Origin of the sequence: Arthrobacter sp. LAR12-1-1.1, from assembly GCF_040676555.1 — a bacterium.
Classification (GTDB): domain Bacteria; phylum Actinomycetota; class Actinomycetes; order Actinomycetales; family Micrococcaceae; genus Arthrobacter.
Genome location: NZ_JBEGIG010000012.1, coordinates 178,286 through 197,465, shown reverse-complemented (window position 1 = coordinate 197,465; position 19,180 = coordinate 178,286). Strand labels below are relative to the sequence as shown.

General features: G+C 67.3%; 15 protein-coding genes. 7 read left to right on the top strand and 8 right to left on the bottom strand.

Features of this window, described 5'->3' with window-relative positions; genetic code table 11:
- Positions 1 to 44: 44 nt before the first annotated feature.
- The 6 genes from MRBLAR12_RS08940 to MRBLAR12_RS08915 all read left to right on the top strand — a co-directional run bounded on the left by MRBLAR12_RS08940 (position 45) and on the right by MRBLAR12_RS08915 (position 8,480).
- On the top strand, positions 45 to 1,487 hold the full coding sequence (locus MRBLAR12_RS08940; protein WP_364745343.1) for a PucR family transcriptional regulator: 1,443 nt from the start codon (positions 45 to 47) through the stop codon (positions 1,485 to 1,487).
- Between the two features lie 116 nt (positions 1,488 to 1,603).
- On the top strand, positions 1,604 to 2,917 hold the full coding sequence (locus tag MRBLAR12_RS08935; protein WP_364745340.1) for an MFS transporter: 1,314 nt from the start codon (positions 1,604 to 1,606) through the stop codon (positions 2,915 to 2,917).
- Positions 2,914 to 3,594: a FadR/GntR family transcriptional regulator gene (locus MRBLAR12_RS08930; protein ID WP_229992427.1), complete on the top strand. Its 681-nt coding sequence runs from the start codon at positions 2,914 to 2,916 to the stop codon at positions 3,592 to 3,594. The genes MRBLAR12_RS08935 and MRBLAR12_RS08930 overlap by 4 nt, the downstream gene beginning before the upstream one ends.
- A 392-nt stretch (positions 3,595 to 3,986) precedes the next feature.
- Positions 3,987 to 4,820 (top strand): polyphosphate kinase 2, encoded by an 834-nt coding sequence (gene ppk2, locus MRBLAR12_RS08925; RefSeq protein ID WP_364745336.1) that lies wholly within the window; start codon positions 3,987 to 3,989, stop codon positions 4,818 to 4,820.
- Between the two features lie 28 nt (positions 4,821 to 4,848).
- On the top strand, positions 4,849 to 7,617 hold the full coding sequence (locus MRBLAR12_RS08920; protein ID WP_364745333.1) for a cation-translocating P-type ATPase: 2,769 nt from the start codon (positions 4,849 to 4,851) through the stop codon (positions 7,615 to 7,617).
- 23 nt (positions 7,618 to 7,640) lie between these two features.
- A complete protein-coding gene (locus tag MRBLAR12_RS08915; protein WP_364745330.1) occupies positions 7,641 to 8,480 on the top strand; it encodes a DUF1206 domain-containing protein in 840 nt (279 codons plus the stop codon).
- A 56-nt stretch (positions 8,481 to 8,536) separates the two neighbouring features.
- Here the strand turns inward: MRBLAR12_RS08915 and MRBLAR12_RS08910 are convergent, their stop codons facing one another.
- The 4 genes from MRBLAR12_RS08910 to MRBLAR12_RS08895 all read right to left on the bottom strand — a co-directional run bounded on the left by MRBLAR12_RS08910 (position 8,537) and on the right by MRBLAR12_RS08895 (position 12,974).
- The gene (locus tag MRBLAR12_RS08910; RefSeq protein ID WP_364745327.1) at positions 8,537 to 9,538 is read right to left on the bottom strand and encodes a DNA topoisomerase IB; all 1,002 of its coding nucleotides are present in this window, start codon (positions 9,536 to 9,538) and stop codon (positions 8,537 to 8,539) included.
- 177 nt (positions 9,539 to 9,715) lie between these two features.
- On the bottom strand, positions 9,716 to 11,179 hold the full coding sequence (locus MRBLAR12_RS08905) for an FAD-dependent oxidoreductase (protein ID WP_364745324.1): 1,464 nt from the start codon (positions 11,177 to 11,179) through the stop codon (positions 9,716 to 9,718).
- A gap of 88 nt (positions 11,180 to 11,267) precedes the next feature.
- Positions 11,268 to 12,554, bottom strand: a complete 1,287-nt coding sequence (gene cobA, locus MRBLAR12_RS08900) for a uroporphyrinogen-III C-methyltransferase (RefSeq protein WP_364745321.1) — start codon at positions 12,552 to 12,554, stop codon at positions 11,268 to 11,270.
- A gap of 123 nt (positions 12,555 to 12,677) precedes the next feature.
- Complete coding sequence (locus MRBLAR12_RS08895) at positions 12,678 to 12,974, bottom strand: putative quinol monooxygenase (protein WP_229992420.1); 297 nt, start codon at positions 12,972 to 12,974, stop codon at positions 12,678 to 12,680.
- A 252-nt stretch (positions 12,975 to 13,226) separates the two neighbouring features.
- On the opposite strand from MRBLAR12_RS08895, the gene MRBLAR12_RS08890 reads away from it, so the two are divergent.
- Entirely contained in the window at positions 13,227 to 14,741 is a 1,515-nt protein-coding gene (locus MRBLAR12_RS08890) for a hypothetical protein (RefSeq protein WP_364745318.1), read from the top strand.
- Positions 14,742 to 14,817: 76 nt separating this feature from the next.
- Here the strand turns inward: MRBLAR12_RS08890 and MRBLAR12_RS08885 are convergent, their stop codons facing one another.
- The 4 genes from MRBLAR12_RS08885 to MRBLAR12_RS08870 form a co-directional block, all read right to left on the bottom strand.
- Positions 14,818 to 15,756, bottom strand: coding sequence for an ABC transporter permease (locus MRBLAR12_RS08885; protein ID WP_364745315.1), 939 nt, complete (start codon positions 15,754 to 15,756; stop codon positions 14,818 to 14,820).
- Positions 15,746 to 16,471: an ABC transporter ATP-binding protein gene (locus MRBLAR12_RS08880; RefSeq protein WP_364745312.1), complete on the bottom strand. Its 726-nt coding sequence runs from the start codon at positions 16,469 to 16,471 to the stop codon at positions 15,746 to 15,748. The genes MRBLAR12_RS08885 and MRBLAR12_RS08880 overlap by 11 nt, the downstream gene beginning before the upstream one ends.
- 44 nt (positions 16,472 to 16,515) lie before the next feature.
- Entirely contained in the window at positions 16,516 to 17,694 is a 1,179-nt protein-coding gene (locus MRBLAR12_RS08875; protein ID WP_364745309.1) for an aliphatic sulfonate ABC transporter substrate-binding protein, read from the bottom strand.
- Between the two features lie 240 nt (positions 17,695 to 17,934).
- The gene (locus MRBLAR12_RS08870) at positions 17,935 to 19,101 is read right to left on the bottom strand and encodes an RtcB family protein (RefSeq protein WP_364745306.1); all 1,167 of its coding nucleotides are present in this window, start codon (positions 19,099 to 19,101) and stop codon (positions 17,935 to 17,937) included.
- Between the last annotated feature and the right edge of the window lie 79 nt (positions 19,102 to 19,180).

Genomic DNA, 19,180 nt, shown 5'->3' with positions numbered 1-19,180 from the left:
GCACACTTTAGTGCGCTTGACCAGCACCCGGCTATCCTGAATCCATGGCCATTTCACTCGCCGCCCTGCTGGGAGTTCCGTCCCTGAATCTCACCAAGGCCGGCCTCGCCGAAACCACCTGGCACCAGGACATTCACTGGGTGGCCGTCACCGAACAGGAGGACCCGCAGCGCTTCCTCAACGGCGGCGAACTGATCCTGACGACGGGGATGCGGCTCAAGAGCGCCGCGGAGCAGCGCCGGTTCGTGCGTCAGGTCCAGCGGGCAGGAGCGGTGGGCATCGGGTTCGGGGTGGGCCTGACGCACGACGCCGTGCCGCCTGCCCTGATCGCCGAGGCCAACCGGTGGGGGCTGCCGGTGGTGGAGGTGCCCTACGAAACGCCTTTCATCGCGATCGGAAAGCTCGTGGCCGACGCCCAGTCCGCGGACCACCTGGTCAAGCTCGAGCGGCTCATCGCCGGGCACCAGATCCTGGCCCGCGCCCTGCTGACCGGCGGCGGCCTCGCCGAACTCCTGAAACACCTGGGCTCGATGCTGCGCACCGAGATCGTCCTGACCCAGTTCACCGCCCAGCTGTACAACAGCGTGCCCGGCCACCCGGCACCCAAGGCCGAGGGCTGGGCGTCCTACCCCATCCCCACAGGCCGCCGCGACGCCTGCACCCTGTGGGTGAAGCAGCCGTTCGAGGACTCGGGCATCGTGGGCTACGCCCAAAACCTGATCAGCGTTGAGCTCAACAACATGGTCAAGCAGCGGCAGGCCCAGCGGGCGCTGGCCGGCCAGGTCCTGGACGACGTCATCCACGGGACGCTGGAGGCCAGCGAAGCCACCCGGCGCCTGGCCGGGGTCGGCATCAACAGCACCCGCAAGAACGTGGTCCTGCTCGCCGAATCAGCCGCCCACCAGAAACAGCTGGGGAGTTCTTCCCTGCCCCAGCCGCTCGAGGCGGCGGTCAGCGCCGTCGTCGGGAAGGACCTCGTGGTGGTGATGCCCGACGACGGCAGCGGCGCCAGCGCCCTCGCCCGCAGCCTCAGCGACCACCTGGCCGAGGCCGGGATCCACGCCACGATCGGCATTGGCGGGGCCTACACCAAGCCCAACGGCCTGCGCTGGAGCTATTTCGAGGCACGCGACGCGGCCAGCCACGGCCTGCCGGTCAACGAGCCTGAGCGGCTGAGCCTGACCTCGCTGCTGCTGGCCAGCGAGGACGTTCCGCTGGCGGACATGGCCAACGAATCGCTGAACCCGCTGCGGGCCTTCGACGCGGCGCACGGCGCCGAGCTCCTGGCCACGCTGGAAAGCTACCTCGGCAACAACGGCTCGGTGGCGGCCGTCGCCGAGGAACTCACCCTGCACCGCAATACGGTCCGCTACCGGCTGGCGCAGATCACCGAACTCACCGGCTACGACCCCGCGCAGACAGCGGACCGGGTGCAGCTCTGGCTCGCGCTGTCGGTGCAGCGGCTCAGCGCCCGGCACCCGCGCTGACCACCGTCCGCGCCACACCCCGGGCAAGGCGGGTCACAGTGCGCTGGGGCTGTCACTTTCCGAGATATTCGCCACTAAAGGCTGAACCTCAAACATCAAACGTCTAACCTTTAGGTATGGCTAGCAGCACGGCGGTTTCCGCACTTTCCCAGACAGCTCCACCCGGCGCGGTCCGCCCGCGCGGCGTGATCGTGGCCGGCGTCGTGGCGCTCGTGCTCATTGGGCTCAACCTGCGCGCCGGGATCACCGGCGCCGCCGCGCTCTTTCACGACCTGCAGGCCGTCCTGGGCTACGGCCCGCTGATCGCTGCCCTGATCCCCTCGATCCCCACGCTGTGTTTCGCGGTGGCCGGAGCTGCCACGTCCTGGCTTACCCGGCAGCTGGGACTGGAAAAAGCCATCCTGCTCTCCCTCGTGATGCTGGCGGCGGGGCTGCTGCTGCGCGGAGTTCCGTCCACCGGGATGCTGCTGGCCGGCACCGTGGCGGGGATGTCCGGGCTGGCCATCTGCAACGTGGCCATGCCCTCCTTCATCAGGGTGCACTTCGCGGACCGCACATCTCTCATGACCGCCGTCTACACCTTGACCATGACCACAGGCGCCACCGTCACCGCCGTGCTGATCGTTCCCGTGGCCCAGGCCCTTGGCTCACCCTCGGCGGGCGTCGGCTCCATCGGCTTCCTGGCCCTGGGCGCCTGCCTCGGCTTCATTCCGATCGCGGTGCACGCCCACCGCAACGCGTCCGCCGGCAAGGCCGCCCGGGTTTCCCCCTGGCCCCTGCTGCGGACCCGCACCGGCGCGCTGATCACCCTCGGCTTCACGGTGCAGGCGCTGCTGGCCTATGCCGTGCTCAGCTGGTTCCCCTACATGCTGGCCACGATGGGCCTCACCGCCTCCGACAGCGGGCTCATGTTCGGACTCATGCAGCTCGTCTCCGTCCCCGCCGGCATGGTGCTGGTCGCCATCGGCTCACGCCCCCGGATGCTTCGGACAGCGTTCTACCTGGCCACTGTGACCATGGCCCTCGGCGTCCTTGCCATGCTGGTCCTGCCGGCTGCATTGGCTCCACTGACCGCGGTGCTGCTGGGCTTCGGCCTCGGCATCTTCCCGCTGGTCATGGTGATGATCAGCCGCAGCGGCCGCACCACAGCCGAGACCACCGCGCTGTCCACCGTGGCCCAGTCAGCCGGGTATCTGCTGGCGACCCTCGGGCCGTTCGGCATGGGCCTGCTGCACAGCGCCACCAACTCCTGGACGCTGCCCTTGGCCCTCCTGCTGGCAGTGGCCCTCGGCCAGATCGCGGTAGGCCATCTCCTGTCGGCGGGGCCGAAGGAACTGCGGGCCAAAGAACAGCGGGCCAAGGAACTGCGGGCCGCCGCTTCGCACACTCCAGAAGGAACTGCGCACTCCCCGGAAGGAACATTGCGATGACACTCACTGCCTCGCACCGGACGCCGCTGGCGGAGGAAATCACTGCCAAGCTGCGGGCCCTGATCCACTCGGGCGAGTGGCCGCTGCAGCAGCGCATTCCGGCCGAACCTGAGTTGATGGCCGCGTTCGGGGTCTCCCGCGGAACCCTGCGCGAGGCCATCAAGGCGCTCGCCCACAGCGGAATGCTCGAGGTCCGCCGCGGGGACGGCACGTACGTCCGCGCCACGAGCGAGATCGCAGGCGCCACACAGCGGATGTACGAAGACCACTCCCAGGAGCACATCCTCGAGGTCCGGGTCGGGCTGGACACCCAGGCGGCCCGGCTTGCCGCCCGTCACGCGACGGCCGAGGACGTCACCGCCCTGCGCGGCCTGCTCACCGCCCGCCGTGTCGCCTGGCTGGCCGCGGACTATCCCTCGTGGGCCCGCGCCGACTGGGATTTCCATGTACGCGTGGCGCAGGCGTCCGCCAACCCGCTGCTGCATGAGCTGTATGTCAGCTTCGGCAGTGTTTTCCACAATGATCTGCTCCGCCAGCAGCGGCGGGGAGGATTCAACGGCCTGCCGCTCGAGGGCCACGACGAACTCGTGGCCGCGATTGCCGCCCGCGACGAGGCTGCCGCCGTCGAGAGCGTCACCCGGAACCTGAACTCCTGCGCCGAATGGCTCCAGGAGTAGCCTCCTAAGGGTTTTCCCAAGGTGACCGGAAGATGCTCTGTGTCAGTGGCGGCCGCCACTCGCGCACCGGCCTCGCGGCCAGGCTCGCGGCCACGCGGATCCCCGTCATCATCGGCGCCAACGCCGAGTCCAGACGGCCGGCCCCTGCGCCCAGCAGCAGGGGCCGGCTCGACTGTGGCGCGCGGTTCCGCGGGCACCCCAATAGGGTCTTAGTGCCGTAGACCGCGTTCCGACCTCGGTCAACACTAAGAGTGGTAGCACGCTGCGCGAGGGTGCCCGCGACAAGGCTGTCTGCACTTCCGCCCCATCCCCCGGGACTAAGTGCCGGTCGCATCGAATCTTGTAGTGCCGCTGCTTTGATTTACCTCAGCAAGTACGCCGCGAGGAGGTCGATGGTGGGCAAGAAGAAGAAAAAGACCAAGAACGCCGACGGACAGGACGAGCAAGCCGGCAAGAAAATGCGCCGCAAGAAGTACGAAGCGGAGATGGCTGTCCTGCAAGGCGAGTTGGTCGCCATGCAGGAGTGGGTAAAGTCCACCGGAGCCAAGGTCTGCATCGTCTTCGAGGGCCGCGACACGGCCGGCAAGGGCGGCACGATCAAGCGCATCGTCGAACGCGTGAGCCCCCGGGTCTTCCGGGTGGTGGCGCTCCCCACACCGACGGAGCGGGAGAAATCCCAGATGTACCTCCAGCGCTACATGTCGCACTTCCCGGCGGCCGGCGAGGTGGTCATCTTCGACCGCAGCTGGTACAACCGTGCCGGCGTCGAGCCCGTGATGGGCTTCTGCACCCCCGAGCAGACCGAGCGGTTCCTGAACATGACTCCGATGGTGGAGAAGGCGATGGTCGACTCCGGAATCATCCTGATCAAGTACTGGCTCGAGGTCAGCGAAGACGAGCAGACCCGGCGGCTTGAGAGCCGTATGGACGATCCGCGCAAGACGTGGAAGTTGTCGCCCATGGATCTGAAGTCCTACAGCCGGTGGTACGACTACTCCCGGGCCAGGGACGCCATGTTCGAGGCGACCGACACCGCATGGGCACCTTGGTACGTCGCGAACAACGACGTCAAGAAGCGCGGCCGGCTCAACATCATCAGCCACCTGCTCAGCCAGGTTCCCTACGAGCCGTACGCCGGGCTCGACGTCGAACTCCCCAAGCGTCAGAAGGCCGGCGACTACCGTGAACCCACGCTGGCTGTCCGGCAAATCCCGACACCATTCTGAGTAGCGTCCCGGCGATGAGGAGAAAGTCATGACCGACAATCCCGGAGCAGCAGCAGAGTTGACTGCGACCGACGCGGACGCGACGTGGTACGCGCTCTCACCGGGCGAGGCCGCGGGCCGGCTGGGCGTTGATCCGTCCCTCGGGCTGAGCACGGCCGAGGCGGAGCAGCGGCTGCAGGAGCACGGCCTAAACGCCCTGGCGGCCGCGAAACCGGAGCCTGTGTGGAAGCGGTTTTTCAAGCACTACAAGGACTACATGCAGATTGTGCTCGTGGTCGCGGCCTTGGTCAGCCTGGTGATCGAGGAGTACGGGACCGCCGTCGGCCTCGCCTTGCTGACGCTGTTCAACGCTTGGTTGGGCTATCACCAGGAAGGAAAGGCCGAGGCGGCCGCCGCTTCCTTGGGGCAAATGATGAAGTCGATGGCCAAGGTGCGCCGCGACGGCGACATCGTGGAGCTGCCCGCCGACCAGATCGTGCCCGGGGACATCGTGGTGGTCGACGCCGGCGACCGGGTCCCGGCCGACGGGCGGGTGATCCTGGCCGCGACCCTGCAGATCGAGGAGGGCGCCCTGACCGGGGAAAGCGTCGCGGTCGAGAAGGACACCCCGGCCATCAGGCGGCACGACGTCGGCATCGGAGACCGCTTGAACATGGCGTTCATGAACACCAACGTGACCCGGGGCCACGGCGAGATCCTTGTCACCACCACGGGCATGGGCTCTGAGGTCGGCCACATCGCCCACATGCTGGCCGGCCAAAAGACGGAGAAAACCCCGCTCACCAAACAGGTGGACCGGCTCACCATTTTCATTATCGTCGCGGCACTTTTCGCCTTCGTCGCGATCGTGGTGATGGGCCTGGCCCAGGGCGAATCCTTCGCGGTGCTCTTCGGGATCGGTGTGGCGTTGGCGGTCGGCTCGATCCCTGATGCGCTGCCAGCCGTCGTCACCACGATCCTGTCCGTCGGCTCGGTCAACATGGCCAAGAAGAATGCCATCATGAAGGTCCTGCCCGCGGTCGAGACACTCGGATCCACGTCGGCGATCAACTCGGACAAGACGGGCACCCTGACCCTGAACCAGATGACTGTGCGCGAGATCACCACCGTCCAGCATCATTACACCGTGAGCGGTGAGGGCTACAGCTTCGACGGCCAGGTCAAACGGACCACCGGCGACGCCGAGCGGGACCTGGACTATGTCATGTTCTCTTGCGCCTTGTGCAACGACTCCGACATCCAGGACGGCGAGGTCGTGGGAGACCCCACGGAGGCTGCACTGTTCGTGCTCGCGCAGAAGGGCGGCGTGGACGTCCGGGAGTTCCGCCGAAATAACCCGCGCGTGGCGTCGGTACCCTTCGACTCCGACTACAAGTTTATGGCCACGTTCCACCTGATGCCCGGTGCCCACGGCCGTTTCGTGATCCGTGCCTACGTGAAGGGGGCTCCCGACGTCCTCCTCGACAGGTCATCCTTCGGCCGGATGCCGGGCGGCCGCGCCGAACCCCTCACGGAGGAGATGCGCGCGAAAGTGCTCGCCGAGAACGACCGCATCGCGGGCCAGGGCAGGCGGGTGCTCGCCCTGGCCCAGCGCGAGTTCGACCCCGCGACGTTCGATCCGACGGGCGACCTTATGGCGCTCATGCAAGACCTGGAGATTTCGGCACTGATTGGCGAGGTCGACCCGCCGCGGGCCGAGGCAGTGGCCGCCATTGCCACAGCCAAGCACGCCGGCATCCGGGTCCGGATGATCACCGGAGACCATGCCGTCACCGCGGCGGCGATCGCCGACGAACTTGGCATCAGGGGCCGCGCGGTGACCGGTGCCGAGTTCGCTGCGATGAGCGACGCGGAAGCCGACAGCGAGGTGGACGGGATCGGCGTGATCGCCCGGGTGGCGCCCGAGCACAAGGTCAGGCTGGTCGAGGTGCTCAAGCGCAAGGGCAACATTGTCGCGATGACCGGCGACGGCGTGAACGACGCACCAGCCATTGCCGCGGCCGATATCGGGATCGCGATGGGCATCACGGGCACGGACGTCGCCAAGGGAGCGGCGAAGATGATCCTGGCCGACGACAACTTCGCCACGATCGTGAGCGCGGTCGAGCAGGGCAGGCTCGTGTATGACAACCTGCAGAAGTTCATCCGCATACAGGTCGCCAACCTGTTCATGTTCATCCTGGCCTTCATCGGCTCGTCGGCGTTCGCGATCGCCGGAACAGCGCTGCTCAGCCCGGCGCAGGTGCTGTGGATCCACATGGCGATCGTCGCCCCCATTGGGGCCGTGATGGGCCTGGACCTCGCGACGCCGGGCATCATGGACCGCAAGCCCCGGCCGTTCAACCAGCCGATCATCGTCCGGTCGATGATGGTGCGCCTGTTCGTCGTCGGGCTGTTCATGGCGGCCGCGACGCTGATCATCGTGCAGATTGGCAAGACCAGCTACGGGTCACTCGAGGTGGGCCAGAGCATGGCTCTGGTTGGCCTGGGGCTGATGAACATCACCGTCGCCCTCAACCTGCGTTTCCCCGAGGAAAGCGCCTTCGGGCCGTCCACCGTCTCCAACCCGAAGCTGCTCTGGGCATTCGCTTGGGCAGTGATCGGCTCGATGCTGATCACTCAGATCCGCGTGCTGCAGGATCTGTTCGGCACCGTCCCGCTGACCGGTGCGCAGTGGCTGATTTGTCTGGTGCCGGCCGTGGTGCTGCTGCTCCTTGGCGAACTGTTCAAGCTGATCCTGCGGGCCAGGCGCCCGAAGGTACTGGCCAGGCACCAGGCTGCGGCCGTTCCTGCCTGACGGCATCTGCAACCGCTGAGGGCATGGCCAAAGAAGATTCCGGGATCCAAGCCGCCGTCGGCGGCGCCGCCGACGCCGCCGAGGCGGCGTCGAACAGCAGCTGGCTCGACGCCGTCGCACGTTCGGGATTCGCCGTGATGGCCCTGCTGCATATCGTGATCGGCGCCATTGCCATCGCCCTGGTCCTGGGCGCGCCCGGCCAAGCCGAACCCACCGGCGCCATCGAACAACTCGCCGCCAACCCCTGGGGTCCGGCCGTGATGTGGGCGGCCTGCATCGCCTGCGGGGGCCTCTCGCTCTGGCAGCTGAGCGAAGCGACCCTCCGGGGCCGCCACCTGCCGCGCAGGGAACGGCTGGGCAAACTCATCTCCTCCGGCTTCCTCGCCATAGCGTACGGGAGCGTCGGGCTGAGCTTCGCGGGCTTCGCACTGGGCCAGCGCGGCGATTCGGGCGACTCGACGCGGGACTTCAGCACTGCCCTGGTCCAGTCCCCGTTCGGCATTCCGGCCATGGTCGGCCTCGGGCTGACCATCATCGGGATCGGCGTGTACTTCATCGTCAAGGGCTGCGGGAGGAAGTTCAAGGAGGAACTGCACCACTTCGAAGGGACCCACCGCGGCAAACTGATCAGCGTGCTCGGAGTCACCGGCCATGTCGCGAAAGGGCTGGCGCTGCTCCTGACCGGGCTGTTGTTCGTCATCGCCGCGGCCACCAACAACCCCAGTTCCTCCACCGGCCTGGACGGCAGCCTCAAGGCACTCCGGGACCATCCCTTCGGCCCGTATCTGCTTCTGGCGATCGGGGCAGGGTTCATCGCCTACGGCGTGTTCGCCCTGGTCCGGGCGCGCTTCGGCCGGATGTAGCGGCGCCGCCGGAACTAGCACAGCGGCCGGCGCGGGCAGCACGCCGGACCGGCGTTCTAGCCTGCGGCCTTTTGCAGCGGAACCACATCGCCTTCCTGATACAGCAGGGCGCGGATCTCGGACTCGGCGGAATCGGGCCGCTTCGGGTCGATCGTCTCCCCCGCCGCGAAGTGGTCCAGCAGCCTTGGATCCACATAGCTTTTCCGGGCGATCGACGGCGTGTTGCCCAGGACCGAGGCCGCGTCCTGCATGGCGCGGCTCACGGCACTCTTCCGGGCCGAGACTTTCGCCTGCGGGCCGCTCTGCGCCAGGCTGACGGCTGCCGCCGCCGTCCCCCGCAAGGTGCGGAAGTCCTTGGCGGTGAAGTCCTCCCCCGTGCGCTCCTTGACGTACCCGTTGATGTCCGCGCTGGACACCGGATGCCAGCTGCGGCCGTCCTTGTACGCCAGCAGCCGGGCCTTGCCGCCGCGCCGCTTGAGCTGGCGGACGACGGCGGCGAGGTCGGCGTCGTCGATCCGCGATTCCCAGGTCTTGCCGCTCTTGGCTGGGAAACTGAGCCGGAGCCCGTCCTTGCGCACCTTGACGTGGGCGCAGAGCAGGGTGGCGAGCCCGTGGCTGCCGTTTTCGTTGGTGTAGCGCTCGGAGCCGACCCGCAGCGATCCGCTGTCGAGCATCCGAAAGGCGGCCGCCAGCACCCGTTCCCGGGTCAGCCCCTCGGAGCGCAGGTCCATGGTCACCAGGCGGCGTGCGGCCGGCAGCGTCTCGGCCAGCTGGAGCGAACGGTCGAACTTCAGCCGGTCCTTCCGCTCCCGCCAGCTCGGATGGTAGATGTACTGCCGCCGGCCCACCGCGTCCACCCCCGTGGCCTGGATGTGCCCGGTGTCGTACGGAGCAATCCAGACGTCCGTCCAGGCCGGCGGGATCCCGATGCCCTCCAGCCGCTCCCGCACGGGACCGGGCGGCAGGGTGGACCCGTCCAGGTCCTTGTAGCTGAACCCGGTTCCCGCGGGGACCCGGCGGTATCCGCGGCCGGATGCGTTGCTGTGACGGAGCCTCATTGGCCGGCCCTGCGCGAATCGTGCTCATCCATGACGGTAAGCTTACTGACTACCGCCCGGGTTGCCACGCAAAGCAAACAACGCGGGGCCGCCTCGCGCCCATGATCCCGCCGGCGGGGATGGGCGGGAAGTGACCCCGCGTTGTTCTGCGTTGTTCTGCGTTGTTCTGCGTTGAGGCTAGACCTCGACGGCGGCGCCGCGGGAGATCTCCACCATGTCCTCGCGGGGCACCACCTTGATGCGCTCGCGCTGGACGGCGACGCCGTGCGACTCGCCGGCTGCGGTGGCCTTCTCGCCCAGGGCGCGCTCGTGCTCGTCCAGGGCCAGCCAGCCTTCCCAGCTGGTGTACTCGACGCCGCGGCCCGCCAGCAGTTCCACGATCGCCTCGGGGGCGGGTGTGGCGGCCAAGGGCAGGTTTTCGCGGTCCTCGAGCAGGTAGGTCACGGTTTCGAGGGCGTCACCCTTGGTGTGGCCGATCAGTCCCACCGGTCCGCGCTTGATCCAGCCGGTCGCGTAGATTCCCGGGACGTGGGTGCCGGCGGCGTCCAGGACGCGGCCGCCGTCGTTCGGGACAACGCCCTTGCTGTGGTCGAACTCGACCTCCGGGAGGGCGGAACCGAAGTAGCCGATTGCCCGGTACACGGCCTGGACCGGGTAGTCGACAAACTCGCCGGTGCCGCGGGCGTTGCCGGTGCCGTCCAGTTCGGTGCGCTCGAACTTGATCCCGGCGACGCGGCCGGGAGCCTCGGCGCCGTCGTACACCTCCACCGGGCTGTGCAGGAAGTGCAGGTGCAGCCGGCGGGACGCCGTGAGCTCGGAGAGGTCCTCGGGCTGTTCGGCGATCCAGTTGGTGAGCGTGCCCACCATGGTTTTGGTCTGGTTGTTGCTCTGGATCTGCCGGTCCGACTCGGCGTCGAACTCGAAGTCCTCGGCGTAGAGGATGATGTCGACGTCCTTGGAGTGGGAGAGTTCGCGCAGCTCCAGGGGCGTGAACTTGACCTGGGCCGGGCCGCGGCGGCCGAACACGTGCACATCCGTGACGGGCGAGGACTTCAGCCCGGCGTAGACGTTGTCCGGGATTTCGGAGACCAGGAGGTCGTCGGCGTGCTTGGAGAGCATGCGAGCCACGTCCAGGGCCACGTTGCCGTTGCCGATCACGGCGATTTCCTTGGCCTCCAGCGGCCATTCGCGGGACACGTCGGGGTGGCCGTCGTACCAGGACACGAAGTCGGCGCCGCCGTAGGAACCCTCGAGTTCGATGCCGGGGATGTTGAGGTCCGCGTCCTTGATGGCGCCTGTGGCGAAGATGACGGCGTCGTAGTGGGTGCGGAGGTCTTCGATGGAGAGGTCCGTGCCGTAGTCCACGTTGCCGAAGAAACGGATGTCGCCGCGGTCCAGGACCTTGTGCAGGGCGTTGACGATGCCTTTGATGCGGGGGTGGTCGGGGGCCACGCCGTAGCGGATCAAGCCGTAGGGTGCCGGGTAGCGGTCGAAGAGGTCGATGCTGACGGTGAGCTCGCCGCTCTTGACGGCCTCGCTCTTGGTCAGGATGTCCGCGGCGTAGACGCCGGCGGGACCGGAGCCGACGACGGCAACGCGCAGCGGTCGGGCGGCGGTTCCTACAGGGGTGTTCGTTGACACGGCTGTGTTCCTTTTTCTTCTGCATCCGTTGCTCCACAACTGCCCTTTTGAGGCTTGATAACGGCAGTTGTGGAGCAATCGACGGGTGTTAGGGGGTCAGTACGCGGGTCTTGGTGGTGCGGGCAGCATTCGGGGAGGTGGTGCTGTAGTCCGCGGTCTTGAAGTGCGACGGCGCGAACGGGCTGACGCGGACCACGTCGCCGATCACGATCACGGCGGGGTTCGCGACGCCGGCGGCCTCCGCCTGGTCCGCGATGGTCCCGAGAGTTCCGATGGTCACCCGCTGGTTCGGCAGGTATCCATTCTCTACGATGCCAACAGGCGTCCCCTGAGGCAAACCGGCGCGGGCCAGGGAGGCTGCGGAATCGCGCAGCTGGCCCACGCCCATGAGCAGGATCACAGTGTGGTCGGCCCGGGCCGGGACTTCGGAGAGTTCCTCGTGGCCAGTGACCACGCTGAAGCCTTTGGCGAGCCCGCGGTGTGTGACCGGGATGCCAGCTGCGGCCGGGACGGAAATGGCCGAGGTGACGCCGGGAACCACTTCCACCTCGACGCCGTGCTGCCGGCAGAATTCGGCTTCCTCTCCGCCGCGGCCCAGGACGTATGGGTCGCCGCCCTTGAGCCGGACCACACGGTGGCCCTGCACGGCTTCGTCGACCAGGATCCGGTTGATCTCAGACTGCGGCACGGGATGGTGGCCGGGGGTCTTGCCGACCTCGATCACGCGGACATCGGGGGCCAGTTCGGCCAGGAGTTCACGCGGGCCGAGCCGGTCCGCCACCACGACGTCGGCCTGGCCCAGGAGCCGGCGGCCGCGGACGGTGATGAGTCCGGTGTCGCCGGGACCGCCGCCCACGAGGGCCACTGATCCGGCGGTTGCACCTGTGCCGGACACACGGTGCCGGCGCAGCGGCAGGTCCCCGGTGTCCAGGGCGGTGGCGACGGCGTCGCGCAGGGCCATGGCGCGGCGCGGGTCTCCGCCGGCGTTGACGGCGATCTTGACGTCGTCCACCACGGCGACGGCGGGCGTCCAGGCGGCGGAAGCTTCGTGGTCGGAGGCGTTGACGCACCAGATGCGCTGCGCCTCGGCGTCGGCCGAGACCTGCGCGTCCACGGCGGCGTCGCCGGTGGCGGTCTGGACGAACCAGACGCCGTCGACGTCGGCGGGCCGGTACGGGCGGGGCTCCCAGTTCAGGAGGCCGGCGGTGGCAAGTTCAGCCAGGGCCGGGCAGGCGACCGGTGCCACGACGGTGACGCGGGCTCCGGCGTCGAGCAGCCCCTTGGTGCGCCGGGCGGCCACCGGTCCGGCGCCGACCACCAGCACGGGGCGGCCGAGGAGGCGCAGCGCCGTGGGGTAAATGTCCTGAATTGCCATGCATCGACGATAGGGCGGCGTCACAGAGCGGAACAACGGTACGGAAACACCAGTTCACGCAAGGTAATGCCGCGTCACATTGTGGCAATCGCCGCTCCTGATCTGCGGCGGCCGGCGGCGCCCCTATTTCACGGCGATGAGTTCGATCAGCTTGATGTCCGGATCCTTGGCGAGCATGGCGGGACCGTGTTCGCCGAGGGCGGCGGGGATGGCACCGCCCAGGTGGGCCTGCCGGTCCTCCTCGGTATCGAAGGTGTCGAAAATGCCGAAGGTGTTCTCATTGACCCGGAAGGCGTACCAGGTACGCGTTCCGGGCTCGTTGAGCACGATCTCGCGGCCCCCGTTCAGGAAGTCCCAGACATCCTGTTCCTTCCCGGCTTTGGCTTCGACCAGGGCCAGCACGCCAAATTTTGCTGCCACAGCGACCTCCTTGGAATCAGTCGTAAGAACAGTCTTGGAATGGGCCGCAACCCGGCCTATAGGCGTGAGTGTAGGCCCGCGGTTTCGGCGGAACAATGGTCCGCCGGCGACAGCAGAAGCCCGGCGGCGAGTATCGCCGTCCAGTATTTTGTGTTCCCGCAAGACCCCACACACTTACCCGGCGTGATGAGCCATACAATTTACTCCGGCCGGACTCTCCGGTCAGTCTCAACTTGGGGGAAGGGGACTTCGTTGTCTCTGCACGAAAACGTCCTTATTCGGACGCGCCTTGGCCGTCTGACCAGGGCAGTAGCCGCGGCCGGGAGCACCGCACTGCTCGCCGGTCTTCTAATGGCTCCGGCAGCACAGGCGCTGCCGATGGAAACGGCTACCACGCCGGCAGCGGTTAGCCCGGGAACCGTCGTGGGGGTCAACTGGAGCAACGCCGTAGCCGGCAAACCCGTCGTCGGGCAGGCGCTGTCGCTAAGCGCACCGGTACCGACAGTCACCGGTATCGCCAAGGTGGGCCAGCTGCAGACGGCCAATGCAGGCACGTGGGCGCCGACCGGTGCCACGCTGTCCTACCAGTGGTACCGCGGCACGGCGGCCATCGTTGGCGCAGCCAGCCGCACCTACACCACCACTGCACTCGAATACGGTAAGACGCTCAAGGTCAGGGTGCGTGCAGCCAAGCCCGGCTACACAACGCTAGACCGCTACTCCGAGGCCCGCACGATTGCTGCCGGGACCATCGCGGCCACCACGTCGCTGACGGTGATCGGAACCCACCGCCTTGGACAGACGGTGAAGGTTTCCCAGGGTTGGACTGCCGGTTCAACCATCCGGTACCAGTGGTACCGGAACGGCGTCGCGGTCAGCGGCGGGACCGGTTACGCTCTGTACCTTAACAGCGGCTACATCGGCGCCCGGGTGAATGTAAAGGTGACAGTCTCCAAGGCGGGATACATGACCCGCTCGGCCACCACTCCAGCCATCACGGTGGGCAAGGCCGTGATCACGTTGATGTCGGCCCCCAAGATCACCGGAGCACTGTCCCTTGGATCGACCCTGACAGCCAACGCCGGCACCTACGCACCGACGCCGTCGGCCTATTCCTACCAGTGGTACCGTGACGGCGCCGCGATCTCCGGCGCGCGCTACCGCACCTACGGCATCACTGCCGCGGACAACGGCCGCTCCATCACGGTCCGCGTGTCCGCCAGTCTGATCTACCGGGATACGCGGGTCACCATGAGTCCGGCACTGAAACTGCCTGTCTGGGCTGTGACGGTACTTGCTGGTGACGGCACATACCGTGTCGGAACGCAGATCAAGCCCGGTCTGTACAAGGCGACGGGGACCGGCAGCGGATGCTACTGGGAAAGGCTCAGCGGCTTCTCCGGCAGCCTGAGTCAGATCAATGCCAACTACTTTGGAACGGCCCGGACATACGTCCAGATCCTTACGGGAGACGTCGGATTCAGCACCGACGGCTGCGGCTCGTGGACGACCGTTCCTTCCAACGGGGCCAAGTCCACTCGAATCACAACCGATGGCACTTACCGCGTCGGCATCGACATCCTGCCTGGAACGTACTACGGATACGGCGCCGGCGACTCCTGCTACTGGGCGACCCTAAGCGGCTTTGGCAGCAGCTTTGGCGAGACTATCGAGAACTACTTCGGTCCGGCCCGGACCATCGTGACGATCCCATCTTCGGCCCAGGGCTTCGAGGTCCAGGGGTGCGGCACGCTGACGCGGGGCTGACAAACGGACAGCGGAAAGCCCGACGGCCAGTATCGCCGTCGGGCTTTCGTTGTTTGTTTGGCATTGCTGAGGTGCTTTAGCGGGTGCTTCCGGCAAGCAGTCCCCTGCGCCGGAGCAGCCGCTTTTCAATCGGGGCGAACACGAGCAGTTCGATCAGGATGCCCACCGCGAGGATCAGCAGGATGGCGGACATGACGATGGTCATGTCGGACAGGACGCGGCCCTGGTCCAGCATGGAGCCCAGGCCAAAGCCGATGGTGCCGCCCACGGCGATGATTTCCGCTGCCATCAGCGAGCGCCAGGAGAACGCCCAGCCCTGCTTGAGGCCGCCGAGGTACCCGGGCAGGGCCGCCGGCAGGATGATCTGCAGGGCCAACTGGAGCCGGGACGCACCCAGGACCTTTCCGACGCTGCGGTACTGCGGCGGAATCTGGTCCACACCGGAGATCAGGCCGTTGATGATCGAGGGAATGGCACCCATGAAGACAACGAAATACACCGTGGCGTCGGTGAGGCCGAACCAGAGGATGGCTGCCGGCACCCAGGCAACCGACGGCAGGACCTGCAGCCCGGAGATCAGTGGCCCGAACGCGCGGCGCAGCGGTGCCACCTGGGCGAGCAGGAGCCCCACTGGGGTCGCGATGACCACGCTGATCAGGAAGCCCACGACGCCGCGCTGCAGCGAGGTCCAGACGGCCTCCTGCAGCTTGCCCTCGCCCCACAGGGTGCCGATCTGGCCGATGACATCCAGCGGGCCGGGCACGATGTCGCGCCGCTTGAAGCCCAGCGACACGTACAACTGCCAGAGGATGACCAGCACTGCGAGCGCAGCCACCGGCAGCAGGATCCGGCTCCAGTCGATGCGGGCCTTGCGGATGGAGTCGGACTGCAGGGAATCGAGGCCCGCCTCGAGCTCGCGCAGATCTTCCTTGCCGCTGGAGGAACGGGTCAGGGCGGCGTGGACCTTGCGGGTCTCGGTCGGGGCTTCCGCTACGGGAAGTTGGTTACTTGGCATGGCGGCGGATCTCCTCGCGTAGCCGGGCGGTGATTTCGCCGGTGAGCTGGCCGGCCAGTCCGGCGTCGGTGCGGTGTTCTTCGCTGACGTGCCATTCGCGCACCACGCGGCCGGGCCGGGAGGAAAGCAGCAGCACGCGCTGGCCAAGCCGGACGGCCTCGCGGACGTTGTGCGTGACGAAGACGATTGTCCGGCCGGTTTCCTTCCAGATGCGTTCGAGCTCGTCATGGAGGAGGTCCCGCGTAATCGCGTCCAGGGCCGCGAACGGCTCGTCCATGAGGAGCAGCTGCCGGTCCTGGGCCAGCGACCGGGCCAGGGACACGCGCTGGCGCATGCCGCCGGAAAGTTCGTGGGGCCGCTTGTCCCCCGCACCGCCCAGGTGCACCAGGTCCAGCAGCTCCCCCGCCCGGACCCTGCGGTCGGCTTTCCCGACACCGCGCAGCTTTAGGGCCAGCTCGATGTTCTCCCGCGCGGTCAGCCAGGGAAACAGTGCCGCGTCCTGGAACATGAAGGCGGCGCCGTCGCTGGGCACTTCGAGGGCGCCCGACGTCGGGGCCTCCAGTCCCGCCATGATGTTGAGCAGGGTGGACTTGCCGCAGCCGGAGGCACCGAGCAGGGCGACGAACTCGCCCTGCTCGATGGTGGCGTTGACGTCGTCCAGTACCGGGGCGCCGTCGCCGAAGCGCTTGCCCAGGTTTTCCAGTACGACTGGCATGGTCTGGTCCTTACTGTTGTGGCGGATGGCTGGAGGCCAAGGAGCTAGTCCTTGCCGAGCCCTTCGGCAGAGATCTTCGTGCCGGCCGTGCTCTCGCCCAAGACACTGTTGAGCGCTGTGAGGTCGAAGATGCCGTTGATGTCGGCCTGCTTGGTGGTGCCGGCGTCGACGCCGTCCTGCAGCAGTTTCTTGTACGTCCCTGCGAGCGGGTCGGTGGTGAAGACGATGTTCTTCAGGGACCGGTCGATGACGTCGGCCGGCAGCCCCTTGCCGGCGGCTGCCTTGAGTCCGTCGTTGAGGACCGTGGCTTTCTCGGCGGCGGGCGCCGCGTTGAGCCAGTCCACGGATTCAACATGGCCCTTCAGGAGCGCCTGCACGGTGGCCGGGTGCTCGGCCGCGAACTTCTTGTTGACGATCAGGACGGTGGTGACGAACTCGCCCTTCTCCCACAGGTCCTTCTCATCGACCAGGACCTTCGCGCCGGCCTGGAGCACCAGGCGGGAGGCCCAGGGCTCCGGCAGCCACGCGCCGTCGAGCTTGCCGTCCTGGAACAGTTTGAGGGTCTGGGCGTTCTCGGTCGGGTTGATCGCGACGTCGCCGCTGCCGTCCGTGGAGGTCTTGAACCCCTGCTTGCCGAGCCAGGCCCGGAGCGCCACGTCCTGGGTGCCGCCGAGCTGCGGGGACGCGAGCGTCTTGCCCTTGAGTTCGGCGGCCGAGTTGATACCGGGCTTGACCACCAGTTGCGCTCCGCCGGCCGTGGCCCCGGCGATGATGCTGATCGATTCGCCGTTGCTCTTGACATAGGAGTTGATGGCCGGGTTGGGGCCGATGTAGGTGGCGTCAATGGCGCCGGCGTTGAGGGCCTCGATCGCGGCGGGGCCGGCGTTGAAGACCTGGGTGCTGAGCTTGGTCTGGCCGAGGTCCTTGGCGATGAACCCCTTGTTGACACCCACCAGGGCCGGGGCGTGGGTGATGTTGCCGAAGTAGCCGAGCCTGAGTTCGGCGGCCGGGCCGGCGTCCGAAACGGCCGCGGCCGGGGCGGTTTCCGGGCTGCGGGACAGCGAGGATGCCACGGCTGCGCCGGCGCCGATCAGGAGCACGAGCCCCGCGACGAGGGCGATCTCAAGGGTGCGCTTGCGTTTGGGTTTGCCGGTCTCGCCAGCGACAATCCGGGTGGTGCCGGGCTGCGTACCGGGCTCGGGGTTTTCGGGGGTGCGTGACATGGGTGAAGTCCTGTTCTGGGGTGTGTGGAAAGGCCGGGCTGGGTGGTCAGCGCCGGCGACATCGCCCCTGGAAGTCCCTGCGGGGGAGGCCGGGAAACCGTTCCGTTGTCTTCATTCATTCACCATAGGGAGTGTCATATTGGCGGTTCAACGGCCCGGAAACCGGGGGTCACGCGGGTTCACGCAGCGTCACATTCGGCCCCAAAAGATCGGGGGCCGCCATCCGGGCTCTGGAGCTCGTCAATCGCCTTTAACGTTGACGAGCTGCCGCAGCTTGTGCCGTATCTTGACGAGGTCGGCGGAGTCGCGCATCACCTGGTCGATGGGTTTGTACGCCGCCGGGATCTCGTCTACGAATGCCTCGCTGGGGCGGAATTCGATGCCCCGCATGGCGGCCTTTAGCTCGGCCAGCGAAAACGTTCTCTTCGCGGCGGTCCTCGAGTATTCCCTCCCGGCGCCGTGCGGCGATGAGTTCAGGGACACGGGGTTCCCCAGCCCGACAACGACGTAGGACGCCGTGCCCATGGAGCCGGGGATGAGCCCTGCGTCCCCCGCTTCGGCCCTGATCGCCCCCTTGCGCGAGACCCAGACGGATTTGCCGTAATGCTTCTCCTGCGCGGTGAAGTTGTGGTGGCAGTTGATCCGTTCGGTCTCCCGGACACGGCCGCCTGTCCATGATTCAAACTGCCGGACGACGCGGTCCATCATCTCCTCACGATTCAGCAGTGCGAAGTGCTGGGCCCAGCGGAGTTCCCTGATGTAGCGCTCGAATTCGGGAGTTCCCTCCTCGAGGTAGGCCAGGGCAGGATGCGGCAGGACGGCGTTCCTCATCCTGGCCCCGCTCCGGGCCCGGGCAATGTGCCGTTGCGCGATCTTGTTGCCCACGCCGCGGGAGCCTGAGTGCAGGAACAGCCACACGGCGTCCGTCTCATCCGCGCACACCTCGATGAAATGGTTGCCCGATCCCAGCGATCCCAGCTGCAGTTTCCAGTTCGCGGCGTACTGGGCGGGTTCGAAGCCCGCTGTCGTTGCCATTCGCCGCAACTCAGCCAGCCGCGGTTCGGCGGTGACGGTGATCCTGCGGTTGCATTTGCCGGCGGACAGCGGAATGGCGTGCTCAATACCCTCCCGCAGGCGTTTCCGGTCCTTGGGCAGGTCTTTGAGGGAGTACTGCGTGCGGACGGCAATCATGCCGCAGCCGATGTCGACGCCCACGGCGGCCGGGATAACCGCACCAAGGGTGGGTATGACGGATCCCACTGTGGCGCCCAGGCCCAGGTGGGCGTCCGGCATCAGCGCCAGATGCGGGTAGATGATGGGCAGCTCAGCTGTGGCCAGCGCCTGCTCGCGGGTCTTGTCATCCAGGATCGACGCCCAGCTGATGAGCCGGCTGTTGATGACTTCCACGGCACCCCTCCATGACGATGATCATCGTCCGCCGGCCGGGTGGCAAGGGCCAAAGCGGCGAATTCGCGGGAAACGCGCG

Coding starts and splice junctions, on each gene's coding strand:
- MRBLAR12_RS08940 (WP_364745343.1), top strand. CDS start 45: ATGGCCATTTCACTCGCCGCCCTGCTGGGAGTTCCGTCCCTGAATCTC.
- MRBLAR12_RS08935 (WP_364745340.1), top strand. CDS start 1,604: ATGGCTAGCAGCACGGCGGTTTCCGCACTTTCCCAGACAGCTCCACCC.
- MRBLAR12_RS08930 (WP_229992427.1), top strand. CDS start 2,914: ATGACACTCACTGCCTCGCACCGGACGCCGCTGGCGGAGGAAATCACT.
- ppk2 (WP_364745336.1), top strand. CDS start 3,987: ATGGTGGGCAAGAAGAAGAAAAAGACCAAGAACGCCGACGGACAGGAC.
- MRBLAR12_RS08920 (WP_364745333.1), top strand. CDS start 4,849: ATGACCGACAATCCCGGAGCAGCAGCAGAGTTGACTGCGACCGACGCG.
- MRBLAR12_RS08915 (WP_364745330.1), top strand. CDS start 7,641: ATGGCCAAAGAAGATTCCGGGATCCAAGCCGCCGTCGGCGGCGCCGCC.
- MRBLAR12_RS08910 (WP_364745327.1), bottom strand. CDS start 9,538: ATGAGGCTCCGTCACAGCAACGCATCCGGCCGCGGATACCGCCGGGTC.
- cobA (WP_364745321.1), bottom strand. CDS start 12,554: ATGGCAATTCAGGACATTTACCCCACGGCGCTGCGCCTCCTCGGCCGC.
- MRBLAR12_RS08885 (WP_364745315.1), bottom strand. CDS start 15,756: ATGCCAAGTAACCAACTTCCCGTAGCGGAAGCCCCGACCGAGACCCGC.
- MRBLAR12_RS08880 (WP_364745312.1), bottom strand. CDS start 16,471: ATGCCAGTCGTACTGGAAAACCTGGGCAAGCGCTTCGGCGACGGCGCC.
- MRBLAR12_RS08875 (WP_364745309.1), bottom strand. CDS start 17,694: ATGTCACGCACCCCCGAAAACCCCGAGCCCGGTACGCAGCCCGGCACC.